The sequence below is a fragment of the Pseudomonas sp. P8_241 genome (genome assembly GCF_034008315.1).
Taxonomy (GTDB): domain Bacteria; phylum Pseudomonadota; class Gammaproteobacteria; order Pseudomonadales; family Pseudomonadaceae; genus Aquipseudomonas.
Window position 1 is genome coordinate 4,583,488 of record NZ_CP125377.1, and the last position, 15,643, is coordinate 4,599,130.

Annotated in this window: 12 protein-coding genes; 1 reads left to right on the forward strand and 11 read right to left on the reverse strand. The window is 62.9% G+C overall.

The window, feature by feature from the left end; all coding sequences use genetic code 11:
- Positions 1–10: 10 nt before the first annotated feature.
- The 5 genes from QMK58_RS20570 to QMK58_RS20590 are packed head-to-tail and all read right to left on the reverse strand — an operon-like array spanning position 11 to position 4,550.
- Positions 11–1,189, reverse strand: coding sequence for a lipid-transfer protein (locus tag QMK58_RS20570; protein WP_053161513.1), 1,179 nt, complete (start codon positions 1,187–1,189; stop codon positions 11–13).
- A 17-nt stretch (positions 1,190–1,206) separates the two neighbouring features.
- On the reverse strand, positions 1,207–1,626 hold the full coding sequence (locus QMK58_RS20575; protein WP_320395343.1) for a MaoC family dehydratase: 420 nt from the start codon (positions 1,624–1,626) through the stop codon (positions 1,207–1,209).
- A complete protein-coding gene (locus QMK58_RS20580; protein ID WP_053161515.1) occupies positions 1,598–2,731 on the reverse strand; it encodes an acyl-CoA dehydrogenase family protein in 1,134 nt (377 codons plus the stop codon). The genes QMK58_RS20575 and QMK58_RS20580 overlap by 29 nt, the downstream gene beginning before the upstream one ends.
- Positions 2,732–2,739: 8 nt before the next feature.
- The gene (locus tag QMK58_RS20585) at positions 2,740–3,708 is read right to left on the reverse strand and encodes an OB-fold domain-containing protein (protein ID WP_082344534.1); all 969 of its coding nucleotides are present in this window, start codon (positions 3,706–3,708) and stop codon (positions 2,740–2,742) included.
- Positions 3,709–3,764: 56 nt separating this feature from the next.
- Positions 3,765–4,550 (reverse strand): SDR family oxidoreductase, encoded by a 786-nt coding sequence (locus QMK58_RS20590; RefSeq protein WP_053161517.1) that lies wholly within the window; start codon positions 4,548–4,550, stop codon positions 3,765–3,767.
- Between the two features lie 142 nt (positions 4,551–4,692).
- Between QMK58_RS20590 and QMK58_RS20595 the strand changes: the two genes are divergently transcribed.
- Complete coding sequence (locus tag QMK58_RS20595) at positions 4,693–5,478, forward strand: enoyl-CoA hydratase (protein ID WP_320395344.1); 786 nt, start codon at positions 4,693–4,695, stop codon at positions 5,476–5,478.
- Positions 5,479–6,031: 553 nt separating this feature from the next.
- On the opposite strand, the gene QMK58_RS20600 is transcribed toward QMK58_RS20595, so the two are convergent.
- The 6 genes from QMK58_RS20600 to QMK58_RS20625 all read right to left on the reverse strand — a co-directional run bounded on the left by QMK58_RS20600 (position 6,032) and on the right by QMK58_RS20625 (position 15,447).
- Positions 6,032–6,814, reverse strand: a complete 783-nt coding sequence (locus QMK58_RS20600) for an SDR family oxidoreductase (RefSeq protein WP_053161519.1) — start codon at positions 6,812–6,814, stop codon at positions 6,032–6,034.
- Positions 6,811–8,511: an FAD-binding protein gene (locus QMK58_RS20605; protein ID WP_320395345.1), complete on the reverse strand. Its 1,701-nt coding sequence runs from the start codon at positions 8,509–8,511 to the stop codon at positions 6,811–6,813. Before QMK58_RS20605 ends, QMK58_RS20600 begins: the two co-directional genes overlap by 4 nt.
- Positions 8,512–8,513: 2 nt before the next feature.
- The gene (locus tag QMK58_RS20610; protein ID WP_320395346.1) at positions 8,514–10,229 is read right to left on the reverse strand and encodes an FAD-dependent oxidoreductase; all 1,716 of its coding nucleotides are present in this window, start codon (positions 10,227–10,229) and stop codon (positions 8,514–8,516) included.
- Positions 10,230–10,584: 355 nt separating this feature from the next.
- Positions 10,585–12,153: an amidase gene (locus QMK58_RS20615; protein ID WP_320395347.1), complete on the reverse strand. Its 1,569-nt coding sequence runs from the start codon at positions 12,151–12,153 to the stop codon at positions 10,585–10,587.
- 161 nt (positions 12,154–12,314) lie between these two features.
- Positions 12,315–13,967 carry a methyl-accepting chemotaxis protein gene (locus tag QMK58_RS20620; protein WP_053161523.1) on the reverse strand — a complete coding sequence of 551 codons (1,653 nt, stop codon included), beginning with the start codon at positions 13,965–13,967 and terminating at the stop codon, positions 12,315–12,317.
- Positions 13,968–14,022: 55 nt separating this feature from the next.
- On the reverse strand, positions 14,023–15,447 hold the full coding sequence (locus QMK58_RS20625) for a coniferyl aldehyde dehydrogenase (protein WP_320395348.1): 1,425 nt from the start codon (positions 15,445–15,447) through the stop codon (positions 14,023–14,025).
- Positions 15,448–15,643 lie beyond the last annotated feature (196 nt).

Below are 15,643 nucleotides of genomic sequence, written 5' to 3' on the forward strand. Positions count from 1 at the left end.
CTGCTGCTCCTTACACTGCGCCGAGAATCAGGCCGCTGGTGGGTACGCCGGTACCGGCGGTGACCAGCACGTTCTGTACATCCGCCACCTGGTTGACTGCCGTACCGCGCACCTGACGCACCGCTTCTGCGATGCCGTTCATGCCGTGGATATAGGCTTCGCCCAGTTGCCCGCCATGGGTGTTGATCGGCAGTTTGCCGCCACGGGCGTGGTGCCCGGCGCGGATGAATTCCTTGGCTTCGCCGCGTTTGACGAAACCGAACTCTTCCAATTGCGGCAACACGAACGGGGTGAAGTGGTCATAGATAATCGCGGTCTGGAACGCATCAGGCCCCAGGCCCGACTGGCGATACAGCTCGCGGGCAACCACGCCCATTTCCGGCAGGCCGGTGATGTCTTCGCGGTAGAACGAGGTCATGCTCTGCTGACCGTGGCTGATGCCTTGGGAACCGGCCTTGATGGTCACCGGTTTCTGCCGCAGGTCACGGGCGCGTTCGGCCGAAGTGATGACCATCGCCACAGCGCCATCGGACTCCTGGCAGCAATCGAGCAGGTGCAGCGGTTCGCAGATCCAGCGCGAAGCCTGGTGTTCTTCCAGGGTGATCGGCTTGCCGTGGAAAAACGCCTGCGGGTTGGTCGCGGCGAAATCCCGTGCGGCCACCGCCACCCGACCGAAGTCTTCGCTGGTGGCACCATAGGTGTGCATGTAGCGCTGGGCGAACATCCCGACCCAGGCGGCCGGTGTATGGAAGCCGTGGGGCATGTACCAGCCGTAGTTGACGTTGTCGAAGGTCGGTGTGTTGGCAAAACCGTAGGCACCGGTGCCGAAGCGATACCACGAACGTTCATTCATGGCGCGATAGACCACCACCACTTTCGCCATCCCGGTGGCCACCGCCATCGCTGCGTGCATCACCGGCCCGCAGGCTGCGCCGCCGCCATGGGGCACTTGGGAGAAGAACTTCACATCCTTGCAGCCCAGCAACCGGGCAATTTCGTACTCCGGGACCTTGTCCACCGAGTAAGAGCTGAAGCCCTCGACCTCGGACGGATCGATACCGGCATCCTTGAGCGCACTCAAGGTGGCCTCCAGGGCCAGGCGCAATTCGGTGCGTCCGGAGTTCTTGGAAAATTCGGTCGCGCCCAGGCCAACGATCGCGGCGCGCCCGGAAATCGATGAATCAGTCATCTGTGTCTCTCCGGCTGTCAGGGCAGGACCAGCGCGACCGTGCCGGTCACGTGGTTGCCCATGGAATTTTTGCCGCTCAAAGTGATTTCCACCGAACGAGTGTGCGCATCAACACCGGTGACGCTGCCATTGAAGGTCATGCAGTCGCCGGGATAGTTCGGCACGCCGAGCTTGATTTTCAGTGCGGTGAATTGCGCCAATGGCCCGGCCCACTGCTCGATGAACCGCTGCACCAGCCCGTTGGTGGTGAGGATGTTCATGAACACATGGGGTGAACCCAGGGCACGGGCCGCCTCCGCATCGTGGTGACCGGGGAAGTAGTCACGGGTGGCAATCGCGCCGCCGTTGATCAGCGTCACCGTGATCGGCACGGCAAGCTCCGGCAGTGCTTCGCCGGGGCGCACGTCTTCAAAGCGCTTGGTGTTCTTCGAGGTCATATTTCCATCCCAGCTTGTCGTTATCGTTGAGCCAGTCGCCCAGGCGTTCCAGGCTTGCTGCCGAGCCACCGAGGGCAAGGCACAGACCGCGGCTCCAGTAGAGAAAACGGTGGATCGGGTACGTCAGGTCGACGCCGATGCCGCCATGCACATGCTGTGCGACATGCCCGATGCGATGTCCGGCTTCACAGGCCATCCACGCGGTAGCCAGGGCTTCGGAGGGTGCCTGCAGATCCGCATCGATGCGGTAGGCCAGTTGCCACAGCACCGTGCGCAAGGCTTCAACGGCAATGTGGTTGTCGGCCATGCTCATCTGCACCGCCTGGAAGCTGCCGATGCTGCGCTCGAACTGTCGGCGCTCGCTGACGTACTCCACGGTGCGACGGATCTGCTCTTCGCTGACCCCCAATTGCAGGGCCGCCAATGCCGCCACACTGCGCAGTTCCAGCCAGGCGACAGCCTCGGTCGGCAACAGCGCCGAGGCGTCCACGGTCAAGCCTTCGATGTGCAGGTCGGCCACCGCTTCGCCGTGGGTCAGCACCGCCGACACCCGTTGAATTTCAGGCGCCGCCAGGTCGAGCAGCAGCAAGCGCGGCTGGCCCTCGGCCTGCACCAGCACCAGTGCGGCGCGGGCCTGGTCACCCAGTGACAAGGCTGCGACCCGACCATTGATCGACCAGCCCCCGACATTCGCCTGTGCCTGCAACTCAATGCCCCGCGCACTGCTCAAGCCGTCGATTGACAGGCTCAGCAACACCTCGCCGGATGCCGCCTTGGCCACCCACTCCGCGCTGTCGTCAGCGCCGAAACGCGCCAGGGTCGCGGCCGCCAATTGATGACGCCACAACGGCACCTGGGCCAGGGCCTTGCCCTGGGCTTGCAGCACCAGCATCAGTTCGGTCATGCCCAGGCCGCTGCCGCCGTGTTCTTCGGGAATCGCCAGGGCATGCAGGCCGGTCTCGATGCACAGCGCCCAGAGCGGCGCCATCATCGGCTCGCCACTGGTATCCCACTGGCGCATGTAGTCGTCATGGCAATGGTCGACAAACAAGCCGTCAGCCATTTGCGCAATGGCGCGCTGGTCTTCGCTCAATTCGAAATCCATGGTGGCTCCTATGCCTCTACCGGCCGGAACAACGGCAGGGTCAGCTGGTCATCGAAGGTCTGGAACTCGACCTGCAAACGCTGGCCGATCTGCAATTGCTCACGCTCGATACCGACCAGGCCTGCGATCAGGCGCACGCCCTCTTCCAGTTCGATCAGGCCGATCGGGTTGGGGTAATCGAACGGTGGTACTTCGGGGTAGTGCATCACCACAAACGAATACAAGGTGGCGCGGCCGCTGGCTTGCAGGGTGTCCCAGTCGAAGCTGTGGCATTCAATGCACACCGGTGCCGGTGGATGACGCAGGGTCTGGCAGGCGCTGCAACGCTGGATCAACAACTGGCCCTTGTCGCAGCCTTCCCAGAAGAACCGCGTGTCGTCGCTGATGCCCGGCAAAGGGCGCTTGGCCTTGACCGGTGCCGCCTCAACCTTGGCCGGCGCCTGGGCATTGGCCGCGCGGAACTTGAAGACGCGAAACAGCAGCTGGCCCACCGGCTCGTCGCCGCCAGCTTTTTCGACGAAGTGGCTCATCACCAGGGTGACGAAAAAACCCGTGCCCAGGGCGGTGGTTTTCTCATCGCCCACCGAATCCAGGCGCGTGGTGTAGTAGAGCTTTTCGCCCAGGCGCACCGGGCGGGTGAAGCTCAGCTCGGAGTTCACTGCTACGGTGGAGGCATAGCCGTAGGCTTCCATTTCCTTGAGCACCTCGTACGGGTTCTCGTCGGTGGAGCCAGGCGGATAGTTATTGGCGTGCAGGCCTTCCATGGTCCACACCTGCAACATTGCCGGCGGCGCGATCAGGCCCTCATGTAGCGTGCCCAGGGCAAAATCAGCGTCGGTGTACAGCGGGTTGTCCACGCCCATGACTTCGCACCATTGGCGAATCATCGGTGCGTTGACTTCGTCCCAGGCATACACGCGGCCGTACTGGCGCCCCACCAGGGCGCGCACATTGGATAGCAATTGTGGATCAGCCAAAGTCGTCTCCTTCAGATTGAAGGCGGCCACCGAACCCGGTCGCCGCAATAGGTCGATCAGGTGGGCAGAACCTGCGCGGCACCGAGAAATGCCGGGCGTTCACCACCGCCATGGAGCAACAGGTTGCAACCGCTGGCGTAACTGGCCAGTGGTGATGCGATGTAGAGGCAGGCATTGGCGATGTCTTCGGCCACCGCCATGCGCGCGGCCGGAATACCCGCAGCGACGGCCGCGATACCGGCCTCGGAGCCATAGTGCAGATGCGCCTGTTCGGTCAGCACCAACCCTGGGCTGACCGTGACCACCCGTACCTTCGGCCCCCACTCCACCGCCAGCGATTGCACCAGCGCCAGCACCCCAGCCTTGGCCGCGCCGTAGGCTGCGGTACCTGGCGAGGAGCGCAACGCACTGATGCTGCCGATAAAGACGATGCAACCGCCCTGGGCCTGCGCCTGCATCAGCCGGTTGGCGTGCTGGGCGACGTTGAGCGGTGCGATCAGATTCAGCCCGATGATGCTTTCGTGAAACCTCGGCGAAGCCGTAGCCGCGTCGGCAGACGGGCTGCCGCCGGCGTTGTTGATCACCACGTCGAGACGCCCGAAGTCGCGCTCGATGCTGGTGAACAGGCGTTGCAGGGAATCGTGGTCACGCACATCGGCGGCAATGAAACTTGCGCTCTTGCCACCCAGTGTCGGCACCTGCTCAGGTTCGCGCCGGGCACAGACGATCACCCGTGCGTTGGCAGCGAGGAACCCCCGTGCGATACCGGCGCCGATGCCCTTGGTGCCACCGGTGACCAGCACCACTTTGCCGCTGTAATCAAGACCCGAATGCAGCTCCATCATGTGCTCCTTTCTCTACTGACAAGGGTCACTCTAGGGACGAACTGCGGGGCAAACTACGTCTGAACGGACGATGAAAATTCAACCTCGCGAACAGGACACTGGCGGCCATTCACACCTTGACTGCTCTTTGAGGCTGCCCATGTCCGACTCATTCGCTGCACCGGTTCTGCTCGAACGTCCACTGCCCGGTGTGGCCCTGCTGCGCCTCAATCGCCCGCAGGCGACCAATGCCCTGAGCCTGGAGCTGCAGGCGCTGCTGTCGCGTTTCTTCAGTGAGCTGGCGATCGATCCCGAGGTGCGCTGCATCGTGCTGACGGGCGGTGACAAGGTGTTCGCGGCCGGTGGCGACATCAACAGCATGGCCGGGGTCGGCGCCATCGATATCTACAAGCGCCACACCGAGCGGGTCTGGGGGCCGATCCAGCATTGCCCGAAGCCGGTGATCGCGGCGGTTTGCGGTTACGCCTATGGCGGTGGTTGCGAGCTGGCGATGCACGCCGACCTGATCGTCGCCGGGCGCAGTGCGCGCTTCTGCCAACCGGAAATTCGCATCGGCATCATGCCCGGTATCGGCGGTACCCAACGGTTGGTGCGCGCGGTGGGCAAGGTCAAGGCGATGCGCATGGCACTCACCGGGCAACCGATCAGCGCCGAAGACGCCTGGGTCGCCGGGTTGGTCAGCGATCTGGTGGACGATGACCAGGTGCAGTCCCACGCCCTGGAACTGGCCCGCGTCATCGCGGCGATGCCGGCCCTGGCCGCCGAGCAGATCAAGGAAGTGATCCTGGCCGGCATGGACGCGCCGCTGGAAACCGGCCTGGCCCTGGAACGCAAGGCCAACGCCCTGCTGTTCGCCTCACGGGACCAGAAGGAAGGCATGCAGGCGTTCATCGACAAACGCCCGGCGCAGTTCGAAGGGTATTAAGCGCTCGTCAACCGAGGTGCAAAACCCGGGCGGCCTGGTCGGTAGCTCGTGCACACTTCCCCGTAGGAGCTGCCGAAGGCTGCGATCTTTTGATCTTGCTTGGCTTTTGATCTTGATCCACCCGCCCCGTTTCCAGAGGCCGAACGCAGGCGTTGCGTAGTGGGCATCCCGGCATGGATGCCGGGATAGCCGCGCACGGCCATGGATGGCCGATCGCGGCGGGCCCACGGAGCAATGCCGGAGTGAGGGCACCCCGGAGCCTAAGCGAGGGGCCGAATGGTGGGGCAAGACTTTTGAGGCGTTTGTCAAAAGTGACTCGCCGTAAGGGCGAAACCATAAGCCGCCGTTACCGCAGCGATGGATATGTACACCATCAAAAAACAAGTCGCCCAACACAAAGCCATCGCGAGCAGGCTCCCTCCTACAGGGGATCGGGGACACCCGCAAAATCAGTGTCGACCGGAAAGCCGCCTTCGCGGGGCAAGCCCGCACACAGGATCGTGTACATCCGCAATATTCTGGTTGGCTGTCAGGCCGCCATCGCGAGCAAGGGTTAGATACTCATCACCATCTGCCCACTGTCAATGCGCAACTCCACCCCATTGATCGCACGAGCCTCGTCACTGGCCAGGAACAACACGCTGGCCGCCACATCTTCGGGACGACACATGCGATTCATCGGGTCGCTGTCGATGGTCAGGCGATTCGGATCGACTCCCTCGGGAAAGCCGCCGCGGGTCATGTCGGTGAGTACGCCATCCGGGTGCAGGGTATTGCAGCGAATACGGTATTTGCGCCGTCGACAAAGCACCGCCACCGAACGCGACAACGCCGCCACCGCGCCCTTGGAGGCACTGTAGGCCAGGTAATCGTCACGCCCGGCCAGGGCCGCGATGGACGACAGGTTGATGATCGAACCACCCGTATCCTTCATCAGCGCGATGCCTTCGCGACAGCCTAGAAACACGCTGTCGGCATTCACCCGCATGACCTTCTGCCACTGTTCCAGACTGGTCTCTTCAATCGAGCCGCAGATCAGGATGCCGGCGTTGTTGACCAGGATATCCAGGCGACCATAGTGCTCGCGAACATGGTCGATGACCTGGCGCCACTGCGCTTCGCTGCTGACGTCGTGGTGAATGAAGGCTGCAGCCGGTCCGATTTGCGCCGCAAGCGCCTGGCCCGCCTCGACGTCCAGGTCGCTGATCAGCACTTGGGCGCCTTCGGCCGCCAGCAGCCTGACGCTGGCAGCACCGATCCCCTTGGCGCCGCCGGTGACCAGCGCAACCTTGCCGTGAACCCGGCCGTTCTTGTTGGTGAGATTGAGGGTCATCATGTCATCTCGTGTGCGTGGGTCGATTGACGATGCAGGTCTTGCGAGTGGGCGACAGCGGCACCGGCACGCCGACCGGAAAACACGCAGTCGGCCAGGGACAGGCCGCTGATGTACAGGTGCGAAGGTATTCCCAAGGCACTGCGCCCGGCCGCGTACAGGCCATCGATCGCCTGGCCTTGTTCGTCCAGCACCGCGCCGCTGCGTTCATCCACGCGCAAGCCGCCCAGGGTCAGGGCACCCAGGGGGAATACCGGATTGGTCACCGAAATATCGCAGGCGTAAAAAGGCCCTTGCTCCAGCACCTGGCGCCCACCCTCGGACTTGCCGAAAGGCTCTGGCGCCTCGCCACGGGCGGCGGCGTTGGCGGCCAGCACCGAGGCACGCAGCACGGCGGGGTCCATGGATGTCGCGTCGGCCAGTTCGCTCAGGCTCTTGCCCTTGCGCACCTTGAACAACATCAGCGCCAGAGCGGGAAAACTCTGGAACCACCAGTAGCCGCCAAACAGCGCCTCGCGAATGGATTTTTTGCGCAACGGCGCATCCAGTACCAGCCAGGCTTTGCCGCCCTGCTCTTCCATCAAGGGTTGACCGAGGGTGGCACCGTAGACTTCTTCATTGCAGAAGCGCCGTCCTTCGCGATTGACCACGATGCCCTTGTGCCAACTGTACGGCGGGTTGATGAAACGCCACGCCGATACCCGCTCCAGCCCCGAACCCTGACCGCCGACACTGGCGCCCAGGCGCAAGCCGCTGCCATCGCAGCCGGTGGCGCCGACCTTGAAGTTGCGACGAAACTTCGGCGCGTGTTGTTCGAGCAACTGGCGATTGAAGATGAATCCGCCGGTGCTCAGGATCACTCCGTTGCGCGCCCTCACGCGTCGTGGCCGGGCGAAATCCTGCTCGAGCTGGCAGACTTTCTTGCGCAGTTTGTTGCAATATCCAGGCGCGAAATTCTGCAATCGTTCGGCGCGGGCAGCGAGTCGCGCATGCATCTGCGCCTCCTTGGTACCGGCGGGAATACACCAAAACTCGGCACCGAGCACCCGTCCCAGGGGATCGATCACCAGTCGACGCGCCGCCGCCTGCAGCAGCGTCCTCGCTCCGGCCTTCAGGCACGCAGCCTTGAGGTGAGCGAAAAGCACCGCGCCGCCCTGCCCCTTGCCCACCGTACGATGCCCGCGTGGTGCAGGAGGCAAGGGACCGCCGTGATCAGGTACCAGCTCGTTGCCCGAGTAATAGAGGAAATAGCCGTCAGGCGGGTACGAGGTCTTTCCCCCTCCCGGCGGCATCTGGTGGGCGTAGGGGGCGCCGTGACTTTCCAGCCACTGCAGGTTGCTCACGCTGTCGTCACAAAAACGCCGCAATGTGTCGTCACTGACCACGCCTTGGGTTTCGTGCTTGAGGTAATCGAACATGGCTTGGGGACTGTCGTTGAAACCCGCCGCCTGCTGATGGCGAGTGCCGCCACCGGCGTAGACCACCCCGCCACTCTTGGCGCTGGCACCACCGCCGGTGAAGCGGTCGGCGATCAGCACATCGGCGCCCTGGGCGCGAGCTTCCAGTGCGGAACAGGCTCCGGCCGCCCCCCAGCCAACGACCAGCACATCGCATTGTTCATCCCAGGTCAGGCTGTTGCTATCGGCCACCTGCAACGGCGGCAGTACTTCAGTGCTGGGGATGTTATCGGACATGGACATGATCACTCCTTGCGCTGGCTGGCCAAATGGTTGGCGGCGACATAGCCGAAGGTCATCGCCGGTCCCAGAGTGCCTCCCGCTCCCGGATAGCTGGTGCCCATCACCGATGCCGAGCAGTTGCCGATGGCATACAAGCCGGCGATGGTCGTGCCATCATCGCGCACCACCTGCGCATGCTCGTTGGTCAGCAGGCCGCCCTTGGTGCCGATGTCCCCGGCATCCAGACGCATGGCGTAATACGGGCCTTTGCGCAGCGGCGCCAGGCAAGGGTTGGGCTTGACGTTGCAGTCGCCGTAATAACGGTCGAAGACGTTACCGCCACGGGCGAAGTCCAGGTCTACGCCAGAGTCCGCGTAGCCGTTGACCTTGCTGACGGTGGCTTCCAGGCCGGCACTGTCGACGCCAATCTGCCGGGCCAGACCGGCCAGGGTGTCCGCCTTCCAGTACAGCGTGTTGAGCCACTCCTTGCGCAGGCGGCTGTCGGGCATGATCTGGCCGGGCATCAACGGACCCATGGCGTAGTTGAAACGGAAATGCGCGTCGAAAATCACCCAGGCCGGCACTGTTTTTCCGCCGGTTTTCTGGTTGTCCTGATGCATGGCATCGACGAACTCCAGGTACGGCGCCGCTTCGTTGACAAAGCGCTTGCCCTCACCGTTGACCACGATGGCGCCAGGGAATGCACGCTCGGCGAAAATCCCCCGAGGCTTTTCTTCTCCTGGTACGGCAATGGTCGGCGCCCACCAGGCCCAATCCATCAATGCGGTGGCCGCGCCCTGAGCCATGCCGGCTTCCAGCGCTGCGCCGGTGTTGTTGCCCGGTGGTGTCGCGCTCCAGGACCTGCGGCTTGGCTTGGGCAGGTACTGGTCGCGCAGGACCTGATTTTGTTCGAAGCCGCCCGAGGCCAGTATCACCCCGTGGCGCGCATGCAGTTGCCGCTCGGCTCCGTCACGCTGCACGGTGATGCCGGTGACCCGTCCGTTGTCGGTGATCAGGCCGGAAAAATCGGTGTTGAGCCAAAGCGGCACGTTGCGGTCCATCAGCGAGCGACGCAACGAGGCTACCAGCGAACTACCCAGGGACGCGCGACGATCAATCTTGCTTTTGCGTCGCCACTTGAAGTCCAGCTTGTAGCGCAACATCAGTTTCATGATCAGCAGACGCCAGCCGAAACTGCGAGCCATCACCTTGTGCGCATCACGCGCTGTCCAGGCGATGCACCCCATCAGCAGCGTCGAAGGCGATGGTTTGCGCAGGTTTGTCAGTTCGTCACCCAACAGGCTGGTGTCGAAAAATTCAGGGTCCAGGGTTCTCCCACCGGCAAGCGCTCCCGGCAGATGCGGATAGTAATCAGGGTATTTGGCCGCTACTGCATAACGCACCCGGCTGTTGCTGGTGAGCTGCTCGATCATCTTCGGCGCGTTGTCCAGGTAGGCACGCAAGCGCACTTCATCGACATGTTCGCCCGCTGCCGCCTTCAGGTAGGTCAGCGCCGTGGCGTAGCTGTCGTTGCCGCTCATGCGAGCGAAGTAGTGGTTGTTGGGGATCCAGATACCGCCCCCGGAGATCGCCGAGGTGCCGCCGTACTGGTCGCTTTTTTCCACGACCAACACGCTTAATCCCTGGTCGGCGAGGAACACTGCCGAAGTCATCGCACCTGCGCCCGAACCGACGACAATCACGTCGTAGTGGGTCTGAGACTGAACTTGAGCCGTCATTGTTGTTATGCCATTAGCTGAGGTCAGAAAGAAACCGCCGACCACGCAGGGTGCGCTGGCGGAGTGCAGCCCATGATCGGGGCTGCGGGGGGATGGGCTCATCGTCAAAGTGGACTAGGGGGTGCCCAGCTGGCTTACCAGCGATACGGCCGGCACATCCAACATCTCACTCGCCTGACACACCGCCTTCGCCGGCAAGCCGGCTCCTACAGGGGATCACTGTCAGGCGCAAATCCCGGCAACGCCCAATAAACCTGCAGGAACTGGCTCGCCGGCGAAGGCGGTCCTGAACCTTGCTGCGCTGATGCCGGCGCCTTCGCCGGCAAGCCGGCTCCTACAGGGTGATGGGGGCGGGTTAAAGAGTGGCACGTCTGGCAGCCCACGGGTGGGCCTGTTCCAGTTGGCTGGCCAGACGCAATAGCACATCTTCGCCACCCAGACGGGCAGTAAACATCATGCCCACCGGCAGGCCGTCATCGCTCTGGCCCAGGGGTAGTGAGATGGCCGGCTGGCCGCTGACATTGGCGATCACGGTGAAACCGGCGCTGCCCATGGCCTGATGGGCGTAGCTGTCCCAAGGCTGGTCTAGCGACAACAGACCCAGCTTCGGGGTCAGGCTGCCAGTGACTGGCGACAGGATCACGTCGTAGCGTTCGAAGTGCTTTTCCATCGTCGCGCCAATACTCTCGAACGCTTGCCGCGCTCGGTACAGGTCTTCGCCGCTGGTCGCCTTCGAGCGCTCGAGGTTGACCAAGGTGATCTTCTCCAGATCCTGAGCCGTGGCAGCCCGTCCGAGTACCTGCTCGCGATCATGAATCTGCACACGCAATGCCGTGCCGAGCGCAGTGCCATGGGCACCGAACAACTGGCGTGGATCGATGTTCAGCGTCAATTCGTCGAGTTGATGCCCAAGGGCCGACAGTTGCTTGATGGTCTGCTCCAGAGCGGCGGCAATCGCCGGTTCCAGAGGGGCACCGGTCAGCGATTGACGCACCACGGCTACGCGCAGCTTGCCGGGATCACGCTGCAACTCTTCCACATAAGGCCGAATCAACGGTGCGCACCAATAAGCACTGCCCGCCTCATGACCTTGACCGGCATCAAGGAACAACGCCGTATCGCGCACCGTGCGCGACACCACGTTGGCAGCGCTGGCACCAAACGAGCCTTCGAAATGCAGTGGCCCGCTGGGGGTGCGATAGCGGCTGGGCTTGAGCCCGACGACGCCGCAATATGAGGCAGGGATGCGGATCGATCCGCCGCCATCGGTGGCATGCGCCACAGGAACGATCCCTGCCGCCACTGCGGCTGCCGAGCCACCGGAAGAACCGCCCGCGCTCATGGCCAGGTTCCACGGATTATGGGTCTGGCCCCAGGCCAGGGATTCGGTGGTGGTGGTCAAGCCGAACTCGGGGGACGTGGTCTTGCCGAACGGCACTGCACCGGCTTGCTCGTAGCGGGCGATCAGGGTACTGGTGCGGGCGGCGGGCGGTGAGTCCTTGAACATCCGGCTACCGTTGCTGGTGATCGTTCCTTGTAGCGTGGTGTTCAGGTCCTTGAACAGCAATGGCACACCCGCCAGGATGCCCTGGTTGGAGGTACCGGCAGCGCGTCGCTGGGCGAGCAATGTGCGAGCGTAGGTTTCATGCAACATGTTCACTGCATTGACCTTGGCGTTGACCTCGTTGTAACGGGCGAGCGCGGCTGTCAGCAGGTCCTCGGCGCTCAGTTCGCCGCTGCGTATCGCCTGGCTCATGGCCCAGGCATCCATGGCCTGGTAGTCACTGGCCGAAAGCCCTTGTGCGCGCGCATCGGCAAATCGCCCCAGGAGGCCGACGCCGACCGCTACGGCACCGGCCTTGAGCACGCTGCGGCGCGGCCAGCCAGTGGTGGAGTTGAGTGGTGCGTTTTCAAGGTTGTCCATTGTTGTGATCGCGCCCTGGTTGTGAGTGACTGAATGATTGAGTTCTTGCTCCTTGCGAGAGCGAGTCTGCTGGCGAAAACGGTGGGTCAATGGGTTGACCCTATCGCGAACTGGCTCACTCCCACAGGGGTTACGGTATTCAAATGGAGCAAGGCCGCTGTTCAAGCGACATTAAAACGTGCCGACAACTGATCCAGTGCCCGCGCCAGTTGTTCCAGGTCCGCGGCGGCCGCCGCACTGCGCCCGGCGTTGGCCGACAGCGCACCGGTGCCGCTGGAGACACTCTCGACCCGAACAACCATTTCCCGGGTAACCCTGACCTGCTCGGTGATTACCGTGGCGATGGTGTCCACACTGCGGATCACATCATCAGTGCCGCTGCGAATTTGCGCCACCGAATCACCGGCCTCATGGGCCAGACTGACGCCGTCGCGTACCCGGCTGACGACCCGACCGATGCCGTCGACCACCGCCAACGTACCCACTTGAATACGTTGCACAGTCAGGTCGATTTCGCCAATCGAACTGGCGGTGCGTTGGGCCAGCAGACGCACTTCGTCGGCGACCACGGCAAACCCGCGACCCGCCTCACCCGCCCGAGCAGCCTCGATGGCGGCATTCAGCGCCAGGAGGTTGGTTTGCTCGGCAATGCTGCGAATCACATTGAGCACCTGGCTGATTTCTGCGGAGAACCCTTCGAGCTCACGAATGTGCACAGCCGTGTCGCTGATCACGTCACTGATGCGGTTCATCTCTTGGGCCATGTCGCGGATAAAGCCTTCACTCTTGCCCGAGCGCCCCGCCGAATGCTGGGTGATGTCACGTGACACATCGACATGGTTTTCCACTTCACTGATCGACCCCGACAAATCTTCCACCGCACGGGAAATTCCGCGCACCGCGTCCGCCTGTTGCCGGGTGGCCGTGGAGGCCAGCTCTGCCGACTCGGCCATGTGTGCCGCTTCGCGACTGACCCGTTGTACCAGCTCGCGCATTTGAGAGATCAGCCCGTGCAGGCTGTCACGCATCAGCGCAATGTCGCGCAGCATCCGTGCGAACTCATCGCTGCCCCTGATATCGATCGGTTGCAACAGATCGCCACTGGCGATTGCACGCACACTGGCACCCGCCTGGGCAAAGGCGCGCTTGAGTCGACGTAACGTGGAAAACGCAGTAAGGCTCCCCGCCAACCCGCCCACCAGCGCCAGTGCCAGGTACGCCAGTAACGTCGAACGATAGCGGTGCTGCGCCGACTCGTAGGCCTGCGCTGCGCTGATTTTCTGCAGTGCCTGCAACCTGCTCAGTTCAGCCACGGCGGCATTGCCCTGAGGCTCGGCCATGCGCAGAAAGGACAAAATGCCCGGCAGGCGAAAATCACCGGCACGAAAGGATTCCAGAAGGATGCCCAACTCATCCTGCCACGCCTGATAATGCTGGTCGAACGCATCCGCCGCCTGCTGCTCTTCACCGCTCAATGAGCGCTGGCGATAGCTTGCCCAGATCTCGGCCAGTGCCCGGTTATTGCTTTCGATGGCACTCAGGGTAGCTTCCACCGGTCGGTCGAACGCCGCTACCAGCGGGCCCTCAGGGTCTTGCTGGATCGCCAGCAAAACCTGGCGCCGACTTTCACCGAGGCGATGTTCGATCTCACCGAACATCAACAATGTCGCCAGGTTGTCCTCGTTGATCGCGCGCAGACTGTCGCGCGCCTGTTGCAATCCATAGGCGCCCAACAGCACCGCCAGGACAAACAGCAACGTGGCCAACAGCGCCCAGAGCCACAGGCGCTGGGCGATAGTAATTGCCTTGAACATTTTCAATGGCCTGTCTCAAGCAGCGGACAGGGGCGAAGGCACCCCTGCGCTGGAATCAGTCGGAGGTGACCCCGGCCAGCATGGCCGCCAGATAGTGTTCGCCGTAAGGCGGCAGCAGGCCCCATTCACGGCGTGGGTCGTGGACTGATGCCTTGAACACCGTGCGCATGTGACTGAATTCGAGGAAGCCTTCGCGGCCGTGATAATGCCCCATGCCTGAAGCACCGACGCCACCGAATGGCGCATCGTGCAGCGCGGGGTGCATCATCACATCGTTAAGGGTGACCCCGCCGGACAGGGTGTGCTCGAGCACGTAACGTTGCTCTTGAGCATCCTCGCCGAAGTAGTACAACGCCAGCGGACGTGGCCTGCCGTTGATGTCGGTGATGACCTGATCGAGTTCGTCATAGCTGAGCACGACCATCGCCGGGCCGAAGATTTCCTCGTGCATGATCAGGCTGTCCGGGGCCGGATCGATCACCACTCGCAGCGGACGACGACGGTCTTGGGCATCTACGGCCAGGGGTTCGGGAAGGCACTCGATGCGCGTGCCGCGGGATTCGGCGTCCTGCACCAAACCTTCGACCCGCTCCAGATGACGCTGGTTGACCACCGCCACCACATCCGGGTTGCCGGCCACTGTCGGGTTGAGATCGCGATAGGCACTGCGCAGCGCATCGAGAAACGATTCCAGCTGAGCCTTGGGTACGTAGACCAGATCCGGATTGATACAAACCTGCCCACCATTGCAAATCTTGCCCGCCGCGAGGTTGAAGGCTGTTTTGTTCAGGTCGGCAGTGTGCGAAATGATCACCGGCGACTTGCCGCCGAGTTCCAGGGTCACCGGCACCAGGTTTTTTGCGGCATTGCCCATCACTAGCCGACCAATCGCCGTGCTGCCGGTGAACACCAGGTGATCGAAGGGTTGACTGCTGAAGGCTTCGCCCAGATCCGGCCCGCCGTTGACCACCGCCACAACCTGCGGATCAAGGTGTTCGGCACACAGACGCGCGACCAATTCAGCGGTGCGCGGCACCACTTCGGAAGGCTTGAGGATGGCCCGGTTACCGGCCGCCAGGGCCGAAGCCAACGGGCTGAACAAGGTATACAGCGGGGCGTTCCAGGTCCCGAGAATGCCCACCGTGCCTTTTGGCTGGTGCATGACCCAAGCCCGTGCGCCGAGCTGGTCATAGGGGGAAAACATCTCGCGCGGCTCGTCCTGCATCCATTCCTGTAGATGGTCACGGGCATGCTTGAGCGAAGCCAGGGTGCCCAGTACGTCATTCATCAGAGAGAAACCGACAGGCCGCCCGCCAAAGTCCTGGTCGATCGCCGCAGTCAATGCTTCGTGGTTCTGGACCAACAGGTCGATCACTTGCTGCAGGCGCTGGCGGCGGGTGTCGGCGCTGACACTGCCGGCGCTGGCAAAGGCGCTTTTCTGTTGCGCCAGCAGGTTGGAAAGGTCTTTGGCTGAACTCATTGTTATCCCCTTGCAGGTTGGCTCGATGGCCGCTGAGCGCCCGATGCGCCTGACGCCACCCTAGCCTCGCCGCCCGCTGCACCGCCTCGTCCAATCGGACGAGGCCCTGCATTAGCGTTAGTCCGTTGAGACGATGTTCAGGGCCTGCAAACGCCCAATACTGGCCATACGAAAATTCCACTCCATGAGGCCAGTC

Excerpts from the sequence above, each read along its gene's own strand:
- QMK58_RS20570 (WP_053161513.1), bottom strand. The coding sequence starts at position 1,189 with ATGACTGATTCATCGATTTCCGGGCGCGCCGCGATCGTTGGCCTGGGC.
- QMK58_RS20620 (WP_053161523.1), bottom strand. The coding sequence starts at position 13,967 with ATGTTCAAGGCAATTACTATCGCCCAGCGCCTGTGGCTCTGGGCGCTG.
- QMK58_RS20615 (WP_320395347.1), bottom strand. The coding sequence starts at position 12,153 with ATGGACAACCTTGAAAACGCACCACTCAACTCCACCACTGGCTGGCCG.
- QMK58_RS20580 (WP_053161515.1), bottom strand. The coding sequence starts at position 2,731 with ATGGATTTCGAATTGAGCGAAGACCAGCGCGCCATTGCGCAAATGGCT.
- QMK58_RS20625 (WP_320395348.1), bottom strand. The coding sequence starts at position 15,447 with ATGAGTTCAGCCAAAGACCTTTCCAACCTGCTGGCGCAACAGAAAAGC.
- QMK58_RS20575 (WP_320395343.1), bottom strand. The coding sequence starts at position 1,626 with ATGACCTCGAAGAACACCAAGCGCTTTGAAGACGTGCGCCCCGGCGAA.
- QMK58_RS20610 (WP_320395346.1), bottom strand. The coding sequence starts at position 10,229 with ATGACGGCTCAAGTTCAGTCTCAGACCCACTACGACGTGATTGTCGTC.
- QMK58_RS20590 (WP_053161517.1), bottom strand. The coding sequence starts at position 4,550 with ATGGAGCTGCATTCGGGTCTTGATTACAGCGGCAAAGTGGTGCTGGTC.
- QMK58_RS20605 (WP_320395345.1), bottom strand. The coding sequence starts at position 8,511 with ATGTCCATGTCCGATAACATCCCCAGCACTGAAGTACTGCCGCCGTTG.
- QMK58_RS20595 (WP_320395344.1), top strand. The coding sequence starts at position 4,693 with ATGTCCGACTCATTCGCTGCACCGGTTCTGCTCGAACGTCCACTGCCC.
- QMK58_RS20600 (WP_053161519.1), bottom strand. The coding sequence starts at position 6,814 with ATGATGACCCTCAATCTCACCAACAAGAACGGCCGGGTTCACGGCAAG.